Raw genomic sequence first — 20,752 nt, forward strand, 5'->3', positions numbered from 1 at the left:
ATCCGAGATTATAAAAACTGACGGGGTAAATGAGGAGAGAACACTTTAAACTATCTGAAATTTCATTGTACTCCGTGCCAATGTAGCTCAGCCTGGCTAGAGCATTCGCCTTGTAAGCGAAAGGTCGCGAGTCCAAATCTCGCCATTGGCTCATCAAATTTTATCAAATTAGCTCATCCAAAGTTTACAATGGTTTATTATACGTGTAAGGACCAGTTAAATTGGAAATAATGACGATCAGGCAATGATGCTGTTTTCGTCATTGCTTTACGAGAGAAAAATAAAATGACAAAATTTAGTGAGTTAGGAGTAAGACAAGAGGTACTAGATGCTCTAGAAGATATGGGCTTCAAAGAAGCATTCCCTATTCAAGAGGCTACAATTCCAGTTTTACTAACAGGAAGAGATGTTATTGGTCAAGCACACACCGGAACAGGTAAGACTGGTGCATATTCTATCTCAATGCTAAACCAAATTATTCCAAAAAACGGAATTCAGGGATTAATTTTAGCACCTACTAGAGAGTTAGCAGTTCAGATTACAGAAGAGATAAAAAAATTCGCTAAGTACACTGGAATTAAGGTCGTATCAATTTATGGTGGACAAAGTATGGGACCACAACTCTCAGCTATTGCAAGAGGTGTTGAAATCATAGTTGCAACACCAGGAAGATTAATCGATCACCTAAAACGGGGTTCTTTAGACCTTGATGATATTGCTCATGTAGTTTTAGATGAAGCAGACACCATGTTAGATATGGGATTTATTGACGACATTCAGTTCATTTTAGATAAAACACCAGATGAAAAGACAATGTCATTGTTTTCAGCAACTATGCCCGTAGAAATATTAAGATTATCAGAAGAGTATTTGAGAAATCCAAAACAGTTTCTTCTTGACGCAGATGATCTTAGTGGAGAAGGAATAGATCAATCATATCTAGTTATCAAAGATAAAGACAAGATGAAGTATCTAATTGATTTTATTAATCAAAATAAAGGCAGACAGTCAATTGTTTTTTGTTCAACTAAACACAGAACTCGTGATGTCACAAGAATGCTACACCAAAGTAACTTTGATGCAGTTGCAATCGAAGGAGACATGTCACAACACAGAAGAGAACAAGCCATGGGACGATTTAGAACTGGAAAAGCAGAAATTTTAGTTGCAACAGATGTAGCTGCAAGAGGAATTGATGTACCAAGAGTGGCTTTGGTTGTAAACTATGATGTTCCAAACCAAGAGATGGTTTATTTCCATAGAATCGGAAGAACCGCACGAGCTGGAGCCAAAGGAAGAGCAATTACACTTGTATCATATTCATCTGTAGGAGAATTCAATCTTATCAAACGACAGATCAAAGTAAAGATGACTGATCTAAACCAAGAGATGGGAATTGAGATTAACATTCCTGACCCATTAAAGCGCGAAGTACCCCAAAGAAGGTATGGAGGATACGGTGGAGGAGCCAGAAGAGGAGGCGGATATGGGCGCAGTGGTGGCTATGGTAACCGTGGAGGAAGATTCCGAAGGGATGGGGACGCCAGAGATGGCAGAGTAGGCAAAGGCGGTGGAAGAAACAATTATGGTGGAAGAAGTTACGGCGGACGTAGTTATGGTGGAAATAGTTCCTATAGAAGAGATGATGATTCAAGAGATAATAGAAAAGAGAGTGGAAATTCTGAAAGAAAGCCATATAGAAAATTTAGCTCAGAGAAGAACCATTACGGTCTTCGAAGTCGCTGGTAGATATTGGAAAAAATCTAAAACTTAAGAGTCAGTAATACACAGATAAATTAAGAGATGCATTCTGGCTACATTTTGTTAAACTGTGATTTAGGCGCAGAAGAATATATTGTAGAAGAATTACGAACCATGCCAGAAATAAAAAATGCGTTTTTAACTTTTGGCGCTTATGATGTAATTGCAGAAGTTCATGCAGAGACTCAGGACGAGTTTGAAAAGATTGTAGGTACAAAAATAAGAAAACTGGCAAGAGTAGTCAGTACAATGACTCTAAATGTAATTAATCCCGAATGATTGTTATATTAGACACACTGGAATTTTGATACGACATGGAAAAGATAGAATATGAGGGAACAGTTTGGGCAATAAATCACAACAATCCCGAACCGCTTGTTGAGCATTCATTAAAAGTTCTTCAAACACATGGCGTAAAAAAAGAAGATATTGTTCTGACAGATGCTCCAGAGAATGTCAAGGTGGGTGCAATTGTTGTCGAGATTTGGCCACATCACTTGGATGTAGGCAGAGTAAGAACAATAAGAAATGAGTCATTCATTAGTGGAACAGTCATGGTTATAGAATTAAAAACAGATGTTGAAGGAAACTATATAGAATAAATTTGAAGAAGAAGAAAATTCAAAACATTGTTCTTGCAAGCATTGCAGTTATTATAATTTCAGGAGTTGTGGGGTACAACTATTACATAGACCAAGTAAAGATCAAAGGATTTACTTTTGGAAACGAGATTCAGCAAATTCAAGAGGAATTAAAAAAATCCCAAGATGAATTTTTGGCAAGTGAAAAGATGTTAAAAAATGAAGAAATTTCAAAGGAGGAATTTTTGGAAGTAGCAGAGAAACATACTGCAAAGATGCAGGAATTAATTTTACGATATGACTCTTTGAGTCCACCTGAACCATTTAAGGCATCAGTAGATTTGCTAAAGTTGTCAACGCAGACTCAACTAGAGGCAGAGAATCTGATAATTAGTTGGGCCAAAACAGGCAATACAGACGATCTTTTACGAGCAGATGCAATATTTCAAGAGGCTTTTGAGTACGAGATGGCAGGATTATCAGAATTTAATGCAGTAAAGGCAGGAATCAAACCATAATTCCTTTTAATTATGATTGACAAGTAGAGTTATTGAGATATCTCTTATTTTTATTACCAATTTTTTTAATTCCAAATGCATGGGCAGATGTCGCTATACAAAATGATCAGCAATATCTAGGAATTGATGGTTCCTATCACATTGTAGGAGAAATATACAATGGTCTTGATGCACCCATAACACAAATTGAAGTTTCTTCATCACTATATGCAAATTCTGAATTAGTTGACACCATCTCTGCAAGCTCACTTGTCAATACCATAATGCCGGGGATGAAAGGTCCCTTTGAGATTCTAGCTACAGGAAAAGATGTCGCATACATTGATAGTTATTTGCTTGCACTAGATTACAAAGTCTCGACACCGAAAAATCAAGTTATCGATGTCATAGATTCTGAGATATTAAGAGATGCTCACAATAATTTAATGATAAAAGGCACAGTAGCAAACAAGGGTGAGATTACTGCAAACATCGTATCTGTTGTGGCAACACTCTATGACAGAAGCGGTAATGTTGCAGCTGTAGAAAGAATACACACCGAACCAGATTACCTAAGATCAAATTCTGAGGCATTTTTTTTGGTATCAGTTCCAGATAAAACACAATCAAGCACAGTTGTCGATTATTCACTAATTGCAGAATCTGAAGAGTATGCAGCAGTTCCAGAATTTCCATTAGGAACATCTTTGTTGTTTGTTTCCTCCATTATCGCATATGTTGCATTTACAAAATATCCCAATAAATTCATAACAAACCTTGTGTCTGCAGCTGATCCAAAATAGGCTCCAACTCTTCTAAAAGTAACTTTTTATCAAGAGGAGTTGGTTTTGAAAATTTTACTGGAAAAGTAATGCTCAGCATGTCATGATCAGTGTGAGATAATCGAACAAAGTGAGAATTATTTCCAGAGAGAGTCATAAAATTTTTCCACATCTGTATTCTTTGGTTTGCAGAATTGAGCTGAGCTTCTAATGTGGAGATATCTGCCTGATAATCAGGATCAAAAATACCAAACTTTACCATTGGTAGCATCAAAAAACCTCCAGGTACTTTTTCATGCTCTTTTAGCATTTTCTCAATTATTTCTTCCTCATTGTCTCGTGGATATATGTCCCCATAACTAGGATCAAAGTATCCAGCAATCTGTTTTTTAGAATCATACACCCGAAAGTACTGCTCTTCTAATTCGAGTTTCCACATAAGCAAAAGATTACGAAATATCTTTTTACGTGTTTAGTTGGGACTCTATAATACTCTGAAAGTCAGAAAAGGGTTTTGCCCCTGAAAGTTTTACAAATCCAATTTCATCATTTCCTATAAAGAATGTTGGAGTTCCTGTAACACCATAGCCAGTTGCTTGCGCATAATCTTTTTGAACTTCTTCTAGAATGCTTGCTGACTTTATACAAGAATTAAACGAAGAATCAAGGCCTAGTTCTTTTGCATACTCGGTTAGTTTTTCTTCTAATGACATAGAGTCTAGGTTTTGCCATTGATTTTGTCTCTCAAATAAAATATCATGATATGCCCAAAACGCACCCTGAACATTTGCACATTCTGCTGCAATATGGGAAGGAATAGCATTTTTATGAATTCCTAAAGGCATGTCCCGATAAACTAGTTTAACCATACCAGTGTTGATGTAAGCTTGCTCAATTGATGGAAGAGTTTCTTGGTAAAAACGTGAGCAGAACGGACATTGAAAATCCGAAAACTCTACAATGGTTATTGGAGCATCAGGATTTCCCATGAAAGGATCATTATCATGAGATACAAAAATCGGAGACGGGTCAGTTGGGGCCTGTACCGCCTCTTGTATCTGCAGTGGTTTTTTATTATATTCCATGATTAGCTTCGCAATTTCATCATCAGATGGGCTTGAACTTGTACCCAAAACATAACCACCAAAAAAGGCAGCAATTGCAATTGCTGCAATTAATCCTTTAAGCATATTACCGCTATTAGCACTCATTTCTTAATGACCTCATAAGGTGCATTTTTATTAATTTATATGATTTTTACCAAGTTATGAGCAGAAGGTTTAATCCATGGCAATAGCAAAAGAGACAAAAAATTTCATTGATAGCTTAATTGATTACTATATCAGCGAAGCAGCATCATACAAACAGATAGCAGAATCATATGTTCCAGAAATCAATTCAGTGGCAGATACAGCATTTGGCATTATTTCTGGATGTGTATATTCAGGATTTTTACAGGCGTATCAGAATCAAGAAAAAACACCAGATCTTGAGGACATTAAAGAATTCAACAAGATTCTAAAAGACAGGGCCCCACTCATAAAAAAAGCAATACTTGAAGACCCAGATAGTCCAAAAAAAAACACCAGTGAAGAATAATATTTTTTGAGAAGTGGTTTCTTGAGGGACACAGTTCTCATACTATCTCGGGATTTGGTCGTGGCATCGCAGGACGATGTGAGAATTGTTCCCACTACTTGCGATACGTGAATTAGGCATTTTTGTATTAAAACGATTACGTAGAAATCATCAGTATAGTTAGAGATAAATGCAAACTATTGAAACAGAAAAGCATTGAGTGAAATTAATGAATTTAGAATACAACAAATTGTTGATAATGGTCAAGTTGTCCAACTATCACTAGTTGAAAATGTCAACACCGAACCTGTTTCACAAAAACAGATGATCATTGATTCGGTTTCTAAAAGATTAGATACAGAAACAAAAGAACAAGTGATGCCATTACTTGATGCAATTCTCCAAGCACAGCCAACTGTCAAAATAAAAAGTTACCAACAAATTTCAATCAACATTGCAATGCCCAAAAATCGTTATGAAAGACTTGGAAGACCACAAGTTGGGGAAATTTTGCAAATAGATATGAAGAAAAATTAGATGAGTGTTTCGATTTCAGAGATTTTTTCAAGAGGTAGCGAACAAGAAAAATCCTTACATACAAATGCAGTTGTTTTGTCTTGATGAAACTCTTTTCCTGCAAAGAACATCAAAGTAGATAGTTTATCCAATTGAGATTTATTTTTAATGGCAACAACAATAGAGCCGGGCAGAAACTCTTTGAAGATAAAATTTGTCATTTCATCATTTTGGGAATTTAAAATAGTGATTTCGGATGGTTTTTGCAGATACATGTAGATGGTATTTAGCAAATATCCAAATCCAAATGGATTCTCAGCTGCCATCATGGCCTGAGATTTCATTACCTTCGTAGCAGATTCAAGGAATTTTTGTTCCTGAGTCAAGTGATATAATCGTAAAAGTGCGTATGCAGCAACAGAATTCCCAGAAGGCATTGAAAGATCATAGTTGCTCTTAGGCCTAATGATTAACTGCTCATGATTATCTGCAGTCATGAAAAAGCTTGATTGGGATTCATCCCAGAAATGATCCAGTAGATAATTTCCGAAAACTTTAGCTTTTTCCAAATATTCAGCATCAGGGGACATTTCAAAAACATCAATCAAAGAATTTGTAAAATAGGCGTAATCTTCCAAGTAGCCCTGGATTTTTGCAGTACCATTTTTGTATGTACGAAGAAGTTTTCCATCTGCAAACAGTTTTTCATTAATAAAAGAAACGCATTTCTTTGCAGCGGTTAGATAGGTTTCATCATTTGAGACCTGATAGCCTTTTGCAAAAGCAGTAATCATCAAAGCATTCCAAGAGGTGAGAATTTTATCATCCAAGCCTGGGCGGATTCGTTTTTCTCGAATTTGCAAAAGTTTCTCAGAAGAGGCATTAATGATTTCTCTTACTTTATCTTCAGATATACCAAAGTGAAAAGCAACTGATGAGGCATTAACATTGTTGCAGAGAATCGAGTTTCCTTCCCAGTTTCCTCCATCGGTTACATCATAGTACAAACAAAAGACATCTGCATCTTTTCCAAGTACTTGGGTTATCTCTTTTTTGGACCAAACATAGAACTTTCCTTCTTCACCTTCAGAGTCAGCGTCTTCTGCAGAATAAAATCCACCTTCAGGAGAAGTCATGTCTCTTAGAACATAATTGAGTGTTTTTTTCATTACATTAAGATAAAATTGATCTTTTGTAATCTGAAATGCTTCAGCATAATTAATTGGAATTAATGCATTATCATAAAGCATCTTTTCAAAGTGTGGTACTAACCACCTTGCATCAGTAGAATAGCGATGAAATCCACCACCAAGTTGATCAAAAATTCCACCTTTTGCCATCTTATCTAATGTCTTCAATCCAAACTCTTTGAATTTAGATATCTTTGAAATTTTGTAATACCTAAAGAGAAACGAAATATTTGCAGCATTTGGAAACTTTGGTGCATTACCAAATCCCCCATATGTTGGATCCCCCATTTGTAAGAGATTTACAGCAGCCTCATCAAGAATGGATTTTTCTATCTCAGAAGGCGCAGAAATTTTTTCAGATCCCTGAAGGGTGTTTAAGAAATTTTCCGCAGTTTTTTCAATATCCTTTGGTTTTTCTTTCCATGCTTGAGCCAATTGCCTAAGAATACTACCAAACCCAGGCCGTCCATAACTATCCAGAATGGGAAAATACGTACCAACGTAGAAGGGCTTTTGATCAGGAGTAAGAAATACGCTTAATGGCCACCCTCCTTGCCCGGTAGCAATCTGGCATACCTTTTGATAGATATCATCAATGTCAGGTCGCTCTTCTCGGTCAACTTTGATGTTGATAAAATTCTCATTCATTATTTGTGCAATATCATCATTTTCAAATGATTCATGGGCCATAACATGACACCAATGGCATGAGCTGTATCCAACACTAAGAAAGATGGGCTTGTTTTCCTTCTTTGCTTTCTCCAACGTATCTTGATTCCACGCATACCAATTAACAGGATTTTTTGCATGTTGCAGTAAATACGGACTAGTTTCATGAATTAAGCTATTTTCAGCCACATGGAAATTATGGTACTACCGTATTTGTATCTAATTAGATTCCTTGACGCCCTTCTTCATGTTCATAAATTGCAACATTGATCTTTGCCAATAATTTTGATTTTGATTTTTGTGCTTTTTTGCTATGACTGTAATCTTTCTTTTCAACTAAAATTTGCAATCTTTGAAGTTCATTAAGATTCAGTTCTTTCAACCCCTTTTTTGTAACCTTTTGAAGAAGTGAAACTCGTTCTTTGTCTTCTTCAGTTAGCCTATAATCCATATTTGGAGTAACAACTCATTGCTTAATTTTCTTCCTAACAAATCTAAAAATATGTTAAAGGTTTTCACGAATCATGGTAGAAAAGATGAGGGCGATGATGTTAACACAGTTAGGCCCTATAGAGAACAAGCCGTTAAAGCTTTCACAAATAGATAAACATGAGATTAAAAATCCAGATGAAATTTTATTAAAAATTGAAGCATGTGGAGTATGTCACTCACAATTACACGGAATTGAAGGAGATTGGAAAGAATTAGGTATCCCACCAACACTACCAACAGTTCCAGGTCATGAAGTAGTAGGCAAAGTAGTAGAGATTGGAAATAAAGTTAGTAAATTCAAGGTAGGTGATAGAGCAGGCATAACCCCATTGTTAGAATCATGCTTAGAATGCGAATATTGTTTAGAAGGAAAGGAATACCTTTGCGAATCAAATGTAGTAACAGGTGAATCACTTCGTGGAGGTTACTCAGAATACATTACAGTTTCAGAAAAATTTGCAACAAAGGTTCCAGATACTATGAAATCCGAATATGCTGCACCCTTATTTTGTGCAGGAATTACAGCATACAAGGCGGTAAAAGCAGCAGAACCAAAGCCAAGCAAAAAGATAGGGGTTTTTGGAATTGGCGGAGTAGGACACATGGCAATACAATTTGCAAAGGTTGAGGGGTGTAATGTCATAGGAATATCACGAAGCAAGAAACATCTTGATGTAGCAAAAAAGCTTGGAGCATCCTATGTTATTTCATTTGAGGACAATCAAGAAGTATTTTTGAAGAATCTAAAAGACAAGATTGGATTTCTTGATGCTGCAATTGTTTTTGCACCATCTGAAAAAGTCACAGACACTGCAATTAAAGCAATCAAAAAAGGAGGATTAGTAGTTATTGCAACAGTTGGAAACATTCCTAACTTCCCAACATTTGAAGAAAAAACAATCAAAGGAACGTTGATTGGTTCAAGAAAAGACATGGAAGAAGTGATAAGAATTTCTCATGAAAATAATTTATCAGTAGTATATGAAACGTATCCACTAGAAGAAGCAAATGAAGTTCTATTAAAATTAAAAAATTCTGAAATAGAAGCGCGTGCAGTACTAGTACCGTAGATTAAAATTTCTTTAAATAACAGTCTCCAAAATTTCTTTCATGCACTGTAAGAAATGTCATCATACTGATGAAGCACATAGACCATCAGAGAAGAGCTCATCACTTCTAAAACTTGGTGCATGTCAAATTCCGGATTGCCCATGTAACCAATACATGGATGAGATATCTCAGATTGATGAGGAACTAATGTAAATTAATTCATATACTTTGACTATGAATAGCAAGTAATGAAGAAACATGCTCCTGCTGAGGAGATGAAAAAAGATCTTGACGTTCTACTTTCCAAAGTAAATGCACTAGAGGTTGCATCTACCGATGAATATCAAAAAGGAGTTGTAAAGGTACTTCGTGCCCTAGTTGAAGGTCAGATTCATTCAATAAATGAATTTGAGCATCTCAAAAAAGCAATTGACTTGGTGACATTACAATTATTTGAAGTTCAGAGAAAACTCAACTCATGACTTTAGTACAGTATCGCTAAGACCGCATTCAGAGCACTTCATTAAAATAGAATTTTCTAGTTCCTTTTCTTTCTTCATTAGAGTTCCACAACAAGGACAGTTCATGACATACCACATACATTGGAATAATTCTTAATCTTTGTTACAGACAGGGCTGTATTTTGATGCCACTTTATACACTACTCTCTCACGTTCAGATTTTTCTGATTTCCACATTGGATGAATCGCCAAGTAAAGATTTTGTTCTGAGCCTGCATGAGTCAGCCAGCACTTGAATTTGTCATTTTTTAAGAAAAAATCAGATTTTTCAGTCTTTTCTGATTGATCTACATAAATGATCGTAAAGTTATCTTTCTCCCTTGATAACATGACATAGACAACTTCTTCCATTGGCGGACCCCATTCTTCAAGTTTGATAGGACCTAGAAATTCATAATGCAGAATTTGTATAGTCAAACAATATGAGTAAGAATGGCTTTCATTTTTGTATTTCTTTGTAGTCGATCTTGAAACGAATAAATGCAACCAAGTGGAGCAAAATTTGAGAATGGCAGAGCCGCACAATCATGCCAAAGTTGGATATTCTATGATTTTGGTCGCAGCATCACTAGTTGTGATTGCACTAGTCGGAATTGCAATTGGCGAAGATGTATTATATGCAGACAAAATTCAACGTGCAAATACTCTACTATTTGAGGAATGCAAAGTGATTGATTTCAAAGATCCAAAGTGTGAGAAATTCCACAATTATCTTAACAACGATGTTGCTGGAATTTATGTAGATTTTGAAGAAGGTTCCTAAAGATATCCGTTAGAATAATCTTCATAGAAGTTGAGATTTCGTGTTAATCTATTCATTTCATACAGTGCACCACCAATAATTCCCGCTTGATAAAATGTATAAAGATAAACTTCAGAATGAGAAGGATTTGTCTGAGTAAAGCTTAACGCAAGCATTGAAAAGAAGATAAAGGTTCCAACAAAACTTACAATTCTATTCAACGTTCCATCCATGCCAACAATTTTTTTTGTTGCAGAGGCCATCAAGGTAATACTTGAGATTATTAGGAATGTAGCTCCACCGTTTGTATTTACATATTCAGTCACCCAGGGGATTAGACCTACATCTAAAATGGAAGATAAGGGCATCACGCTTCCTTCATTAATTGCAAAGTTTACGGCACTAAACAATCCGCCAATAACAAAAAAGAAGAGTAGTATTTTGACTAGTGTTCTTTTGAATGGGCTACGTGTTTCTCCAGGGATGACTGCTCTTTGTGTGATCTTTCGTCCATACAGAAAACCTATGGCCAAAGACGGTCCAAACATGATGTTTAGTAAAATGGCAGATTCACTGTTAATTTCGGCAATTTGTGGATGAAATATCAGATATAAGACCAAGGCCAGGACTGCTGCAGATGAAAACAAAATTAGGCCCAAATATTTTGGTCCTCTAGATTCAGTTACATCATACTCCCAATTATACACACAAGATGCTTCAAAAATGATGATTAAAGAAAAAACAAAAAATCATTTGTTCAAATTATCAATTCTCTTTGCCTTAATTATTAGAAAAATCTAAAAGAGTCATGTTCTTAGGAAAAAGCCTCATTATCATAGGCATAATAATTTCAATTTTTGGGATAATATTTCACTTTCAAGGCCAAGGGCAAGTTGGTCCAGAGTCTTCTTTTATGTATGCAAACCCAGAATGGATAACGCTTGGGATAATTATTGCTGGAGTAGGAATTGGAGTTATTATTTCGGGCATAGTAGTTAGGTTCAAGCGGTCACTCTAAGTGTTATTGTAGATCTAATCTTTTGGAATTTTCGTATTTTACTTGTGACAAATTCATCCATTTTTTGAGGAGTCTCAGTTTCAACTTCGACAACAAGATCATACTCACCATAAGTAATTGTGGTTGAAGAGACACAGTCTATCTCATTTAATTTAGTAAAAAGTTCGTTTTCAGAACCAACGTCGCAACTAATCAGGATAAATGCTTTTTCCATTTTATTCAAATCCTAAATGCATAAATCAAATATTGCGTTTCTAGTTTATTTGCTTTAAGATCAATAAACAAGTATATTGGTTAACAAGATTATGTGATTTTTGATGAACAATGTTTACATCTAACGCCTGGTTTTAATCGATCAGTTTTACTATCAATTGGAATGTCAGCAGAACGTTTGCATGTTGGACATGGGACCAGCATTTTTTTGTCTAAGTTAGGATCAAGATATTAATTTTATGTTAAAAACCATCTAGGAGAGGTTCCTTTGGTTTTATGATTTCTCGCAGTACTATTGTTGCAAATGAACCTCTAGATAATGTAAATTCTATAGTATCATCGCTTACAATATAATCATCACATCTAATTGATGAATTTCGAAAACCACCTTCGTTACTAGCTTCTTGTAATTCTTTGATGTAAAAATTCTTTGGAGTAACTTCTTCATCTTTTAGAATTTTTTGTATATGATAATCAAATCTTGTTTTTTTATAATAAGAATAACCTATCTGAGGAATTGCTAGTTTCTGGTCTAAACCCTTGTTAAATTTTCCTAGTAATCCATTTGAGTCATAGCAGACATCATTTTCCTTTATGCTAAACAAATCTTCGCCACTATCAAAAGCCATACTTAGTGTCTTATTGAAGAGATATGATTGGTATGCTTGAACATAGAATCTTTTCATATTAACTGGTAGGGCGCGAATTGCGGTGTGAGGATCATCGTGTTTTATCATTTCAGAGATAACTAGTCTTTCAAGATCCATCTGCGGAGGAACCAAATTTTCTACATTGGCTAAATTTTTTGTATCCTTTAGTTTATTGCGAATTTCATAGTTTTCTTTAGAATCATATTCAGATTCATAACTCAAAATATAATCAACTGCAGATGACCAATCATTTTGTATGATTGCTTTGCCTATAAGATGAGTTACAGGTCGTGTAGAACCAAATCTCTGATATCCATAAAAATTCAAAATCTTATCATATTCATCAAAATCAGTTAATGATGAATTTGCATTTGAGATCTTGATTTTGAATTTGTTTCCAATCATGTCTTTTTTTGAAAGTGGTTTTTTTGAATATCCGATTGGAGTTAGTGTAAATTTTGATGATTCAAAAGGTTTAGCTGCATTCATGGATTTTAATGATATGACATACTGTTCTGTTACTGCATTTGCATCTTTGAGACCCAACGCCTTTAGTCGTAAACCAGTTTGTCGCTGGATGGAGTTTAAAGCATGATTTGTATCGATTCCCTGTTTTTTTAATTTAAAGACAGCAAAACCAGAATCAGATTTAATTTGTGATTCTGATTTTTTGGAAATTACTTCATAGACGTGAAAATCTTCTGATTTTTGTTTAATTTTTCCACCAACGCCAGGAAAATTTGTACTGTAAACAAAAATTCCTATATGTGAATCAATTTTTGGAATCATAAAATCAAAAATTTTTTTGAAATAAATTAATCATCTTTTTGAAATTATTGGATAATTTTTACTGTAATGTACTTTGATACAGTGACATCATTTGCATCTATTCCGAGAAGAACTTTATGTGTACCAGACAGTGCAGATTGACCTGCGGATATAGATATCTTAATCAGACGTGGTGCATCTGCATCTAGTTGAAACTTGTCAACATCACTCTTTACTTTAAGATCTGAAAATGTTGCTGTTGTAGAAGAGACAAATGATACATCAGACATATCAGATGAACCAGTAGGAGTAACAGTCATGATAATTTCTGTACTCTCACCTTTACGCAATGTAATGTTATTTTCATTAATGTCTACTTCATATGGTAATGGAATTGAAGTGTCTACGAATCCAATGTTATTTTCTGCCCATTGAGTAAACCAAATTTTTTCACCAGAAGTCGTAAAGCTGAACATTTGTGCCAGTCCACATGTAGTATCCACAGGACTACAATCAGCCCATGCAGGATTTTTAGATGGTGCTAGATACTCAACTAGGTGTTCATTGTTTGTATCAAATAAAGCAATTCTGTTTGCAGTTTGTTCGTTGAAGACTAATCTGCCATCATCTGCAAATGCAGTCCAATATGGTCTAGATACGGGAGTCTTTACAACACCAGTGAAATTCCCATATGAAGATAATGGAGGTGGTGAGGTCACGTATCTCGTAAAGGATTCATCGTCTGGATTAAACTTGAAAAAATTGCTACTTGATGTATCGGCTATCCAGATGTTTCCATCAGGTCCAACACTCAATCCATTAGGAGTGTTCATTCCAGGTGGAAAGTTGTAAAATTCTATGAAATTTCCAAGTGGTAAATCATTACTTTCTTCAATTGTAATAAACTCATCAAAATACTTCTCAGTATCAAACTTTACCAAAATTCCGCCTTGTTGAGGAAGCCAATTAGTATACCACAAGTTATTGTTTGCATCTAAATCAAAACCTGCTGCAAGATATCCCTCAAGTGGAGATGGAAGACTAAAGTAAGTCAGCTGCCCTGATGATTGTGCAAGGTCAAGAAAGGTAATTTTACCGCCGTGTAAGTCGTTTACTATAATTTTACTTCCATCAACTTTAATCTGTTGAGGAAATGATTCAGTTTCTGAAGGATATGATATTCTGTCAAATTTTTCTTCTTCAATAGAGAATTTCCAAATTGAATCAGTTCGTGTATCAGTATACCAAAATGTTCCATCAGGAGAATAATCCAAGCCCCACATTGCAGCGTTAGCACCTTCAGGCCACATTGGATTTTCAAATTCAACAAAAGTTTCTGTTGAGGGTTCAAATTTTGCTAAATTTCCCGTGTTAGATTCTGCAATCCAAATGTTACCTTGAGGATCAGTATCTATTGCATGAGGTTGTGCACATACTGTTGGAAGCTTAAACTCTTTAATGTATGACGTAGACTTTGCATTGCCCGTACCACAGAATCTATCTCTCTGTTCATCGGGATAATTATCTGCAGGAGTACCAGTAATGGTAATATTTTCATCAGTTTCAACTGGAGCAATGTTAGGAATTGCAATTACTATTCCTGATGTCAACATTATACCGCCCAGAAATGCAAACATGATAATTCCTTTGGTACGTTTTTTCACAAAAACAACTCCAAAATGCCTTGTTATATCTTATTCCACTGAAATTTGCCAATCAAAGTAATTTCAAATCTCCCGTAACTTTGTCAATGTTTGATTCTGGTGCAGGCCCAATTGAAATACACGTAACTGTTCCAGGAGCAATTTGAGTATGTCCAGCATCAGTGACTTCAGCCCATGGTAGATTCAAGTCAATTGCATGTCTTTTAATTTCTTCCAAGTCTTTTAGGGATTCAACCTTAACAACAACTTTCTCTTGACCAAGCCACCATTTTTCAAACCAATTAGGATTTGATTTTCTAACATTTTCAGCACCAAGGACACATGCATGCCCAACTTGGGCAGCAATCTTTCCCTTACCCATTCCAAGATCAGTCCTAACTACAATTACCTGTTTTATTTCACCCATCTTATTTCAACACAGTGGAGATATCTTCTCTAAATTAAACAGTTGGGCATTTGAAAATTTCGAGTTTTATGTCATTTTAAATATTTTTTTGAATAAATTAAGAGAAATTTTTTTAAAGCATGATCCTCGCTTTGTGTCCATGAAGTTACTAACCAGTATAGTTGTGGGAATGTTTGCAATAGGATTGATCTCAACAATCCCAGATGCGTTTTCACAAACACAGACTACAATCATTCCACTAAATGATGAAATTAACTTGGAAAAGACAACTACAGTCATGAGCGTACCAGAAGGAAATACGCTTCCATGGGGATTTGTTAAAGGAAAAATTGCAGAACCAGTTGAAAGATATCCAGTGATCATACAGTTCTTCAAAGGAGAAGATCCTGTACACGTTGCACAAGTTGATGTAAAGGGAGATGGTTCCTATGAATACAAATTCAGAGTCAGAAATGTAGATGATGGTGGAAACGCTATTGATATCTTTGAAGGCAATTACATTGTAAAGATCTTCAAAGTAGTTCATGCAAACCCATATCAGGTATAATTAAATTCCAAAATTGAATGGATTTGAATAAAATCCATAAAAATTTCTTTTAGAATTAAATAATTGCTCAAAAGATATCAGATATGTATGATGTAATAATTGCAGGCGGAAGCATAGCAGGTTTACTTTGTGCAAGAGAAATTGCATTAAACGGACATTCAGTGTTAGTTTTAGAAGAAGATTATGAAATTGGAACCCCTGAACATTGTGGGGGATTAGTTAGCATGACTGCATTAGACGACCTTGGAATTATTCCACATAGAAAGACATTTGATCACTTAATTGATACAGCAAAGATTCATTTTCCAAATAATAAAACAATAACAATCAATTCAAAAAAACAAAGAGTTGCTGAAATTAACCGAAGAGAATTAGATAAACAGATAGCATTACAAGCACAAAAAAATGGTGCTGACATCAGGGTTAGAACAAGTGTAAAAGAATTTTCAAAGGAGGGAGTTAGAACAAGTGATGGATTTGAGGAATGCAAAATAATCGTTGATGCACGTGGAGTGTCTTCTTTAATACAAAAAGATAGAACAGGAATTTTATCTTCGGCACAATACGAAGTTTATGCAGATTGGATAGACAAATCCACAGTAGAGGTGTATTTTGATAATGAGAAATATCCAGGATTCTTTGCTTGGATAATTCCATCATCTAATGGAACTGGAAAGGTTGGAGTCGCAGGAAAGGGAATCAATGCAGCAATGGTTCTTGAAGAGTTTTTATCATCAAAAGGAAAGTATTCAGTAATTAGAAAGATCTTTGCACCAATTTGGATTAAGGGACCAATTGAGAAATTTATCAATCAAAACATAGTGACAATTGGTGATGCGGCCGGACAATCAAAGCCTACTACAGCAGGTGGAATTTTTTCATGCGGTATGGGTGGAATTATGGCAGGTAGGGCGATATCAAAACTTTTAGAAACTAATGATACTGCTGAATTGGAAAAATATCCTAAAGAGTGGAAAAATAAATTTGGAAAAGAATTTGAAAAACAATCATTTGCAAGAAACATACTTGAGAGATTAGAAAATGATACAATCAACAAATTATCAGATTCGATAACAGAAGATATGATAAAAGATATTTCTGAAAAAGATGATTTTGATTTTCACACTTCATCAATTGTAAAGTTATTAGGATTAAAAGGATCATTAAAGACTGCCCAGGCATTGTTTGGAAACGAAATAAAAAAACTGCTAGCATCAAATTAGTATAATTTCCAAGGAAGGTATAAATGCGGTCGGTAAACACCGCAAAATATGTCATCTACAATTTCATTACCAGTGTGTAGTTGTTGTCATAGACACATCATGCCTAATGATAAATGTGTAAAATTTAACTGCCCAAGTTGCGGTTCCGTCCTAATTTGGCGATGCCAAAGTTGTAGGGAGTCTGCACGAAATTATACATGCACATCATGTAATTTTAAGGGGCCTTAGACATGGCACAGTTACTGCTAGTTGTAAAAATTCTACCAACTGGGACTGATGTTGATTTAGATGATCTTGCTCAAAAGATCAAGACATCTCTAAAAGATGGAATTCAATTAAAACGTCATGCAAAAGAACCACTAGCTTTCGGTCTAGAGTTCATCAAGGCAGAATTCATTTTAGATGATAAAGAAGGACAAATGGATTCACTAGAAAATGCAGTCAGAGGAGTCAAAGGCGTAAGTGAGTTTGAAGTTTTGAACATGAGCAGAATGTCAGTAGATATGAAATAGGTGTACCTTGGCACGCAAAGACGAGCCCCTTCAAATGAGAATTGGCGAAGCAAAACAGCGAGATATCGGAAAAAAGCGTGCAAGAATCGGTCCAGATGCGATGGATTTTCTCAAAGTCACACCAGGAGATGTAATTGAGATAATGGGTTCACGTTCAAGCTGTGCAGTTGTTTGGCCAGCTGATGAAGATGAAAAAGATCCCGAGATAATTCGTATTGACGGTCAAACAAGAAAAAATATTGGCGCGTCAATTAATGACATAATTAAGATAAAAAAAGTTGCAACTAAAGTAGCAAAGACAGTCTCTTTGATGCCAGTGACAGATGTTGTTACAGTTGATAAAGAATTCACAGACTTTGTCAAGAACAGACTAAAGGGATTACCATTATCGCAAGGCGATGAGATTTCAGTAATGATACTTGGAAACTCTATGGATTTTAAAATAAACAAGATATCTCCTAAGAGTGTAGTAAAGATAGACCGTTCAACTACACTTACAATTTCAACTGAAGCAACTGTAGATAGAAAACCACGTGTGACATATGAAGAGGTCGGAGGATTACGTGGAGAAGTAAAGGCAATGAGAGAGATTGTAGAGCTACCATTGCGTCATCCAGAATTATTCAGTAGATTAGGAGTAGAACCACATAGTGGAATTTTGCTTTATGGACCACCAGGCTGTGGAAAGACATTGATTGCAAAAGTTTTGGCAAGTGAATCAGAAGCAAACATGTATTCTATTAATGGTCCTGAAATAATGAACAAGTATTATGGTGAAACTGAAGCACGGTTAAGAGACATTTTCAAAGAAGCCAAAGATAATTCTCCAAGCATAATATTCATTGATGAAATTGATGCAATTGCTCCAAAACGTGAGGAAGCATATGGGGATGTTGAAAAGAGAGTCGTTGCACAATTGTTAGCATTAATGGATGGATTAAACGATAGAGGAAACGTAATTGTCTTGGGAGCAACAAACAGACCAGATAGTGTAGACCCAGCGCTAAGAAGACCAGGTAGATTTGACAGAGAAGTTGAGGTCTCAGTCCCAAATGAAGATGGAAGATTGGAAATTTTGCAGATTCATACTAGAGGTATGCCCCTAGCAGATGGCGTTGATCTAAAAGATTTAGCAGCAGAGCTTCACGGGTATACAGGTGCAGATATCAAATCTCTCTGCAGAGAGGCTGCAATGAAATCAATTAGAAGATATCTTCCAGAGATTGACTTGGAGACAGAGAAGATACCATCAGAAGTTTTGCAGTCAATGCAGATAAAATTAATTGATTTTTACGATGCAATGCATGAAGTCGTCCCAACTGCGATGAGGGAGTTTTACGTTGAACGCTCCAAAGTTTGGTGGGAAGATGTAGGAGGTCTTGATGATGTCAAAAGTGCCTTACAAGATAATCTTATCATTGCAATGCAAGATCCAACAAAGTTTAGCTCAATGGGAATAAAACCTCCCAAAGGAGCTTTAATCTACGGGCCTCCAGGTTGTGGAAAGACACTTCTTGCAAGAGCCTTAGCTACTGAAAGCGGCGCTAACATGATTCTAGTAAGAGGTCCTGAAATTTTATCAAAGTGGGTTGGAGAATCAGAAAAAGCTGTAAGGGAGATCTTCAGAAAAGCAAAAGCATCATCCCCATGTGTTGTTATCTTTGATGAACTTGATTCACTTGCCAGATTCAAATCAAATGATGAAGGGGGAGTTGGAGAAACAATTCTCAGTCAACTGTTAACAGAGTTAGAAGAAGGAGTATCATCAAGAGTAGTAGTTGTTGGAATAAGCAACAGGCCAGACTTGCTTGATAATTCATTACTCAGAACAGGAAGATTAGATTTAGTTCTTTATGTTCCACCACCAGATGAAAAAGGAAGACTAGAGATTATCAAAATTTTGACCAAAAAGATGCCACTTGCAAGTGATATCAAGCTTCAAGAAATTGCAGTAACAACTCAAAATTATACTGGTGCAGATTTAGCCTCATTATGTAGGGAAGCAGCAGTTACTGCCATGCAGAACAACTCTCCAAAGATTTCAAGTAGTGATTTTGCTGCTGCTCTTAAGAAGATCAGACCATCAATCACTAGCGAGGTTGATCAATGGTATACCTCAGTAAGGGAAAGTATATCAAACGTTGTTCCCAAATCAATAGACAAGACGTTTTACGGTTAAAATGGCAATTCCTCTAAAAAATACAGTATATGAGATGATAAAGGATGAAGAATCATTAACAGATTCTGAATTATCAAAAGCACTTGTAAAAGAAGGAATTGTGATTGCCGAAGATAGGTTTAACAAATTACTTTTAGATTTAGAGATACTTGGATTGATCAAGGTTTCATGGCTTGCAAAAGACACAAGAAGAATCGAAGTGGTCATTCAGCAAACTGAACAAGACGTAATTGATGAGGCCAATAAAGAAATGATGGAAAGAGATTATGAAGCAAGCTTTCCAGGTGCAGAATCAGATTAGATTCTAAAGTGAAACGCAGCATCTAATGCAACTGCTAAAAATATTATTGTCAAGTATGGAGCAGTAACTTTGTATGCTTTCCATGCAAAGTCAGATGTTGGATTCTTTGTAAGTTTGTAATGATATGCAAGCATCAGTCCTCCAGAAACTGCAGCAATCACAGTGTACACCAGACCCAAACCAAATGCATAAAGCATTAACGAATAAGGTAGTAAGATCAGAGTATTGCCAAGTATGTACTTGGATGTCTTTTGCATTCCAATTACAACTGGTAGCATTGGTACTCCAGCTTCTTCATAATCATCCTTAATCTTCATTGCAAGACACCAAAAGTGAGAAGGAGTCCAGACAAAGACCAAAAATCCAATTAGGAATCCAAGTAAATCCATGGAGCCTGTTGCAGCTGCCCATCCAGCCATCGATGCAGCACTACCTGCAAAACCTCCAATCACAATATTTGATGTATTAAGACGTTTGAGCCAGACGGTGTAAATTATAACATAAAAGAAGATGCCAAGGGCAATAAAGAAAGTAGACATTACATTTAGAGTAAAGTAAGCATAGATTACGGATGCACAGCTAACAGCTAGTCCATAGATTAATGCATGATTTGGAGCAAGATTACCAGATGGGATTGGACGAGTACTTGTTCTCTTCATTTTTGGATCAATGTCTCTATCATAGTAATGATTTAGTGCACTTGAACCAGCAGAAGCAAGAGCACCAGCAATAATGATGTGTAAAAGACCCCACATGTCTAGTTCAGGGCCAACAAATTTGCTGCCAGCATACATTGATGTGACTGCAGTGATCACTAGAAGAACAACAATTCGAGGTTTGGATATCTCCAATATTTCGCTAAATCCCAAGCATTCTGCTTGACTTACTACTG

Annotated in this window: 27 protein-coding genes, 1 tRNA gene and 1 pseudogene; 18 read left to right on the forward strand and 11 right to left on the reverse strand. The window is 35.8% G+C overall.

Features of this window, described 5'->3' with window-relative positions; all coding sequences use genetic code 11:
• Window positions 1-76: 76 nt before the first annotated feature.
• From DWQ18_06815 to DWQ18_06840, 6 genes are all read left to right on the forward strand, one after another.
• A tRNA-Thr gene (locus DWQ18_06815) sits at window positions 77-151 on the forward strand.
• A gap of 134 nt (window positions 152-285) precedes the next feature.
• Window positions 286-1,749: an ATP-dependent helicase gene (locus tag DWQ18_06820; GenBank protein ID RDJ32895.1), complete on the forward strand. Its 1,464-nt coding sequence runs from the start codon at window positions 286-288 to the stop codon at window positions 1,747-1,749.
• A gap of 54 nt (window positions 1,750-1,803) precedes the next feature.
• Window positions 1,804-2,040: an Lrp/AsnC family transcriptional regulator gene (locus tag DWQ18_06825; protein ID RDJ32896.1), complete on the forward strand. Its 237-nt coding sequence runs from the start codon at window positions 1,804-1,806 to the stop codon at window positions 2,038-2,040.
• A 35-nt stretch (window positions 2,041-2,075) separates the two neighbouring features.
• A complete protein-coding gene (locus tag DWQ18_06830) occupies window positions 2,076-2,363 on the forward strand; it encodes a hypothetical protein (protein RDJ32897.1) in 288 nt (95 codons plus the stop codon).
• A gap of 2 nt (window positions 2,364-2,365) precedes the next feature.
• Window positions 2,366-2,860 carry a hypothetical protein gene (locus tag DWQ18_06835; protein ID RDJ32898.1) on the forward strand — a complete coding sequence of 165 codons (495 nt, stop codon included), beginning with the start codon at window positions 2,366-2,368 and terminating at the stop codon, window positions 2,858-2,860.
• A 32-nt stretch (window positions 2,861-2,892) separates the two neighbouring features.
• Entirely contained in the window at window positions 2,893-3,642 is a 750-nt protein-coding gene (locus DWQ18_06840) for a DUF3426 domain-containing protein (protein ID RDJ32899.1), read from the forward strand.
• Here DWQ18_06840 and DWQ18_06845 read toward each other — a convergent pair.
• Together DWQ18_06845 and DWQ18_06850 are read right to left on the reverse strand one after the other, a co-directional pair.
• Window positions 3,605-4,060, reverse strand: coding sequence for a hypothetical protein (locus tag DWQ18_06845; GenBank protein ID RDJ32900.1), 456 nt, complete (start codon window positions 4,058-4,060; stop codon window positions 3,605-3,607). The genes DWQ18_06840 and DWQ18_06845 overlap by 38 nt on opposite strands.
• Before the next feature lie 25 nt (window positions 4,061-4,085).
• The gene (locus tag DWQ18_06850; GenBank protein ID RDJ32901.1) at window positions 4,086-4,832 is read right to left on the reverse strand and encodes a DsbA family protein; all 747 of its coding nucleotides are present in this window, start codon (window positions 4,830-4,832) and stop codon (window positions 4,086-4,088) included.
• A 76-nt stretch (window positions 4,833-4,908) separates the two neighbouring features.
• Here DWQ18_06850 and DWQ18_06855 point away from each other — a divergent pair, with 76 nt between their 5' ends.
• On the forward strand, window positions 4,909-5,220 hold the full coding sequence (locus DWQ18_06855; GenBank protein RDJ32902.1) for a hypothetical protein: 312 nt from the start codon (window positions 4,909-4,911) through the stop codon (window positions 5,218-5,220).
• 195 nt (window positions 5,221-5,415) lie between these two features.
• Window positions 5,416-5,736 (forward strand): hypothetical protein, encoded by a 321-nt coding sequence (locus DWQ18_06860; protein RDJ32903.1) that lies wholly within the window; start codon window positions 5,416-5,418, stop codon window positions 5,734-5,736.
• Here the strand turns inward: DWQ18_06860 and DWQ18_06865 are convergent.
• The gene (locus DWQ18_06865; GenBank protein RDJ32904.1) at window positions 5,733-7,763 is read right to left on the reverse strand and encodes a thioredoxin domain-containing protein; all 2,031 of its coding nucleotides are present in this window, start codon (window positions 7,761-7,763) and stop codon (window positions 5,733-5,735) included. The genes DWQ18_06860 and DWQ18_06865 overlap by 4 nt on opposite strands.
• A 34-nt stretch (window positions 7,764-7,797) precedes the next feature.
• The gene (locus tag DWQ18_06870; GenBank protein RDJ32905.1) at window positions 7,798-8,025 is read right to left on the reverse strand and encodes a hypothetical protein; all 228 of its coding nucleotides are present in this window, start codon (window positions 8,023-8,025) and stop codon (window positions 7,798-7,800) included.
• 73 nt (window positions 8,026-8,098) lie between these two features.
• Between DWQ18_06870 and DWQ18_06875 the strand changes: the two genes are divergently transcribed.
• Together DWQ18_06875 and DWQ18_06880 are read left to right on the forward strand one after the other, a co-directional pair.
• Window positions 8,099-9,136, forward strand: coding sequence for a zinc-binding alcohol dehydrogenase (locus tag DWQ18_06875; protein RDJ32906.1), 1,038 nt, complete (start codon window positions 8,099-8,101; stop codon window positions 9,134-9,136).
• A gap of 228 nt (window positions 9,137-9,364) precedes the next feature.
• On the forward strand, window positions 9,365-9,598 hold the full coding sequence (locus tag DWQ18_06880) for a hypothetical protein (GenBank protein RDJ32907.1): 234 nt from the start codon (window positions 9,365-9,367) through the stop codon (window positions 9,596-9,598).
• Here the strand turns inward: DWQ18_06880 and DWQ18_06885 are convergent.
• Window positions 9,593-10,054, reverse strand: a pseudogene (locus DWQ18_06885) (hypothetical protein). The gene DWQ18_06880 and the pseudogene DWQ18_06885 sit on opposite strands and share 6 nt — an antisense overlap.
• A 91-nt stretch (window positions 10,055-10,145) precedes the next feature.
• Here DWQ18_06885 and DWQ18_06890 point away from each other — a divergent pair.
• Window positions 10,146-10,400: a hypothetical protein gene (locus DWQ18_06890; GenBank protein ID RDJ33422.1), complete on the forward strand. Its 255-nt coding sequence runs from the start codon at window positions 10,146-10,148 to the stop codon at window positions 10,398-10,400.
• Here the strand turns inward: DWQ18_06890 and DWQ18_06895 are convergent.
• Window positions 10,397-11,086 carry a hypothetical protein gene (locus DWQ18_06895; GenBank protein RDJ32908.1) on the reverse strand — a complete coding sequence of 230 codons (690 nt, stop codon included), beginning with the start codon at window positions 11,084-11,086 and terminating at the stop codon, window positions 10,397-10,399. The genes DWQ18_06890 and DWQ18_06895 overlap by 4 nt on opposite strands.
• 101 nt (window positions 11,087-11,187) lie before the next feature.
• On the opposite strand from DWQ18_06895, the gene DWQ18_06900 reads away from it, so the two are divergent.
• A complete protein-coding gene (locus tag DWQ18_06900) occupies window positions 11,188-11,397 on the forward strand; it encodes a hypothetical protein (GenBank protein RDJ32909.1) in 210 nt (69 codons plus the stop codon).
• On the opposite strand, the gene DWQ18_06905 is transcribed toward DWQ18_06900, so the two are convergent.
• From DWQ18_06905 to DWQ18_06920, 4 genes are all read right to left on the reverse strand, one after another.
• Entirely contained in the window at window positions 11,381-11,611 is a 231-nt protein-coding gene (locus tag DWQ18_06905) for an Lrp/AsnC family transcriptional regulator (protein ID RDJ32910.1), read from the reverse strand. The genes DWQ18_06900 and DWQ18_06905 overlap by 17 nt on opposite strands.
• A gap of 241 nt (window positions 11,612-11,852) precedes the next feature.
• Entirely contained in the window at window positions 11,853-13,049 is a 1,197-nt protein-coding gene (locus DWQ18_06910) for a tRNA pseudouridine(13) synthase TruD (protein RDJ32911.1), read from the reverse strand.
• 44 nt (window positions 13,050-13,093) lie between these two features.
• Window positions 13,094-14,692, reverse strand: coding sequence for a lyase (locus DWQ18_06915; GenBank protein RDJ32912.1), 1,599 nt, complete (start codon window positions 14,690-14,692; stop codon window positions 13,094-13,096).
• 52 nt (window positions 14,693-14,744) lie between these two features.
• Complete coding sequence (locus DWQ18_06920; GenBank protein RDJ32913.1) at window positions 14,745-15,098, reverse strand: peptidyl-tRNA hydrolase; 354 nt, start codon at window positions 15,096-15,098, stop codon at window positions 14,745-14,747.
• Window positions 15,099-15,237: 139 nt separating this feature from the next.
• On the opposite strand from DWQ18_06920, the gene DWQ18_06925 reads away from it, so the two are divergent.
• The 6 genes from DWQ18_06925 to DWQ18_06950 all read left to right on the forward strand — a co-directional run bounded on the left by DWQ18_06925 (window position 15,238) and on the right by DWQ18_06950 (window position 19,860).
• Window positions 15,238-15,645 carry a hypothetical protein gene (locus DWQ18_06925; protein ID RDJ33423.1) on the forward strand — a complete coding sequence of 136 codons (408 nt, stop codon included), beginning with the start codon at window positions 15,238-15,240 and terminating at the stop codon, window positions 15,643-15,645.
• Between the two features lie 83 nt (window positions 15,646-15,728).
• Window positions 15,729-16,868 carry an NAD(P)/FAD-dependent oxidoreductase gene (locus DWQ18_06930; GenBank protein ID RDJ32914.1) on the forward strand — a complete coding sequence of 380 codons (1,140 nt, stop codon included), beginning with the start codon at window positions 15,729-15,731 and terminating at the stop codon, window positions 16,866-16,868.
• A 48-nt stretch (window positions 16,869-16,916) separates the two neighbouring features.
• Window positions 16,917-17,096 (forward strand): RNA-binding protein, encoded by a 180-nt coding sequence (locus DWQ18_06935; protein RDJ32915.1) that lies wholly within the window; start codon window positions 16,917-16,919, stop codon window positions 17,094-17,096.
• Window positions 17,097-17,098: 2 nt separating this feature from the next.
• Entirely contained in the window at window positions 17,099-17,380 is a 282-nt protein-coding gene (locus DWQ18_06940; protein RDJ32916.1) for an elongation factor 1-beta, read from the forward strand.
• Between the two features lie 7 nt (window positions 17,381-17,387).
• Window positions 17,388-19,559, forward strand: coding sequence for an AAA family ATPase (locus tag DWQ18_06945; GenBank protein RDJ32917.1), 2,172 nt, complete (start codon window positions 17,388-17,390; stop codon window positions 19,557-19,559).
• A 1-nt stretch (window position 19,560) separates the two neighbouring features.
• Window positions 19,561-19,860 (forward strand): hypothetical protein, encoded by a 300-nt coding sequence (locus tag DWQ18_06950; protein RDJ32918.1) that lies wholly within the window; start codon window positions 19,561-19,563, stop codon window positions 19,858-19,860.
• On the opposite strand, the gene DWQ18_06955 is transcribed toward DWQ18_06950, so the two are convergent.
• On the reverse strand, window positions 19,857-20,729 hold the full coding sequence (locus DWQ18_06955; protein RDJ33424.1) for a protoheme IX farnesyltransferase: 873 nt from the start codon (window positions 20,727-20,729) through the stop codon (window positions 19,857-19,859). The genes DWQ18_06950 and DWQ18_06955 overlap by 4 nt on opposite strands.
• Window positions 20,730-20,752: the final 23 nt, after the last annotated feature.

The sequence above is a fragment of the Thermoproteota archaeon genome (assembly GCA_003352285.1).
GTDB lineage: Archaea > Thermoproteota > Nitrososphaeria > Nitrososphaerales > Nitrosopumilaceae > PXYB01.

Excerpts from the sequence above, each read along its gene's own strand:
- DWQ18_06890 (RDJ33422.1), top strand. The coding sequence starts at position 10,146 with ATGGCAGAGCCGCACAATCATGCCAAAGTTGGATATTCTATGATTTTG.
- DWQ18_06920 (RDJ32913.1), bottom strand. The coding sequence starts at position 15,098 with ATGGGTGAAATAAAACAGGTAATTGTAGTTAGGACTGATCTTGGAATG.
- DWQ18_06910 (RDJ32911.1), bottom strand. The coding sequence starts at position 13,049 with ATGATTCCAAAAATTGATTCACATATAGGAATTTTTGTTTACAGTACA.
- DWQ18_06935 (RDJ32915.1), top strand. The coding sequence starts at position 16,917 with ATGTCATCTACAATTTCATTACCAGTGTGTAGTTGTTGTCATAGACAC.
- DWQ18_06855 (RDJ32902.1), top strand. The coding sequence starts at position 4,909 with ATGGCAATAGCAAAAGAGACAAAAAATTTCATTGATAGCTTAATTGAT.
- DWQ18_06875 (RDJ32906.1), top strand. The coding sequence starts at position 8,099 with ATGGTAGAAAAGATGAGGGCGATGATGTTAACACAGTTAGGCCCTATA.
- DWQ18_06925 (RDJ33423.1), top strand. The coding sequence starts at position 15,238 with ATGAAGTTACTAACCAGTATAGTTGTGGGAATGTTTGCAATAGGATTG.
- DWQ18_06905 (RDJ32910.1), bottom strand. The coding sequence starts at position 11,611 with ATGGAAAAAGCATTTATCCTGATTAGTTGCGACGTTGGTTCTGAAAAC.
- DWQ18_06825 (RDJ32896.1), top strand. The coding sequence starts at position 1,804 with ATGCATTCTGGCTACATTTTGTTAAACTGTGATTTAGGCGCAGAAGAA.
- DWQ18_06930 (RDJ32914.1), top strand. The coding sequence starts at position 15,729 with ATGTATGATGTAATAATTGCAGGCGGAAGCATAGCAGGTTTACTTTGT.
- DWQ18_06830 (RDJ32897.1), top strand. The coding sequence starts at position 2,076 with ATGGAAAAGATAGAATATGAGGGAACAGTTTGGGCAATAAATCACAAC.
- DWQ18_06870 (RDJ32905.1), bottom strand. The coding sequence starts at position 8,025 with ATGGATTATAGGCTAACTGAAGAAGACAAAGAACGAGTTTCACTTCTT.
- DWQ18_06845 (RDJ32900.1), bottom strand. The coding sequence starts at position 4,060 with ATGTGGAAACTCGAATTAGAAGAGCAGTACTTTCGGGTGTATGATTCT.
- DWQ18_06850 (RDJ32901.1), bottom strand. The coding sequence starts at position 4,832 with ATGAGTGCTAATAGCGGTAATATGCTTAAAGGATTAATTGCAGCAATT.
- DWQ18_06820 (RDJ32895.1), top strand. The coding sequence starts at position 286 with ATGACAAAATTTAGTGAGTTAGGAGTAAGACAAGAGGTACTAGATGCT.
- DWQ18_06950 (RDJ32918.1), top strand. The coding sequence starts at position 19,561 with ATGGCAATTCCTCTAAAAAATACAGTATATGAGATGATAAAGGATGAA.
- DWQ18_06880 (RDJ32907.1), top strand. The coding sequence starts at position 9,365 with ATGAAGAAACATGCTCCTGCTGAGGAGATGAAAAAAGATCTTGACGTT.
- DWQ18_06940 (RDJ32916.1), top strand. The coding sequence starts at position 17,099 with ATGGCACAGTTACTGCTAGTTGTAAAAATTCTACCAACTGGGACTGAT.
- DWQ18_06900 (RDJ32909.1), top strand. The coding sequence starts at position 11,188 with ATGTTCTTAGGAAAAAGCCTCATTATCATAGGCATAATAATTTCAATT.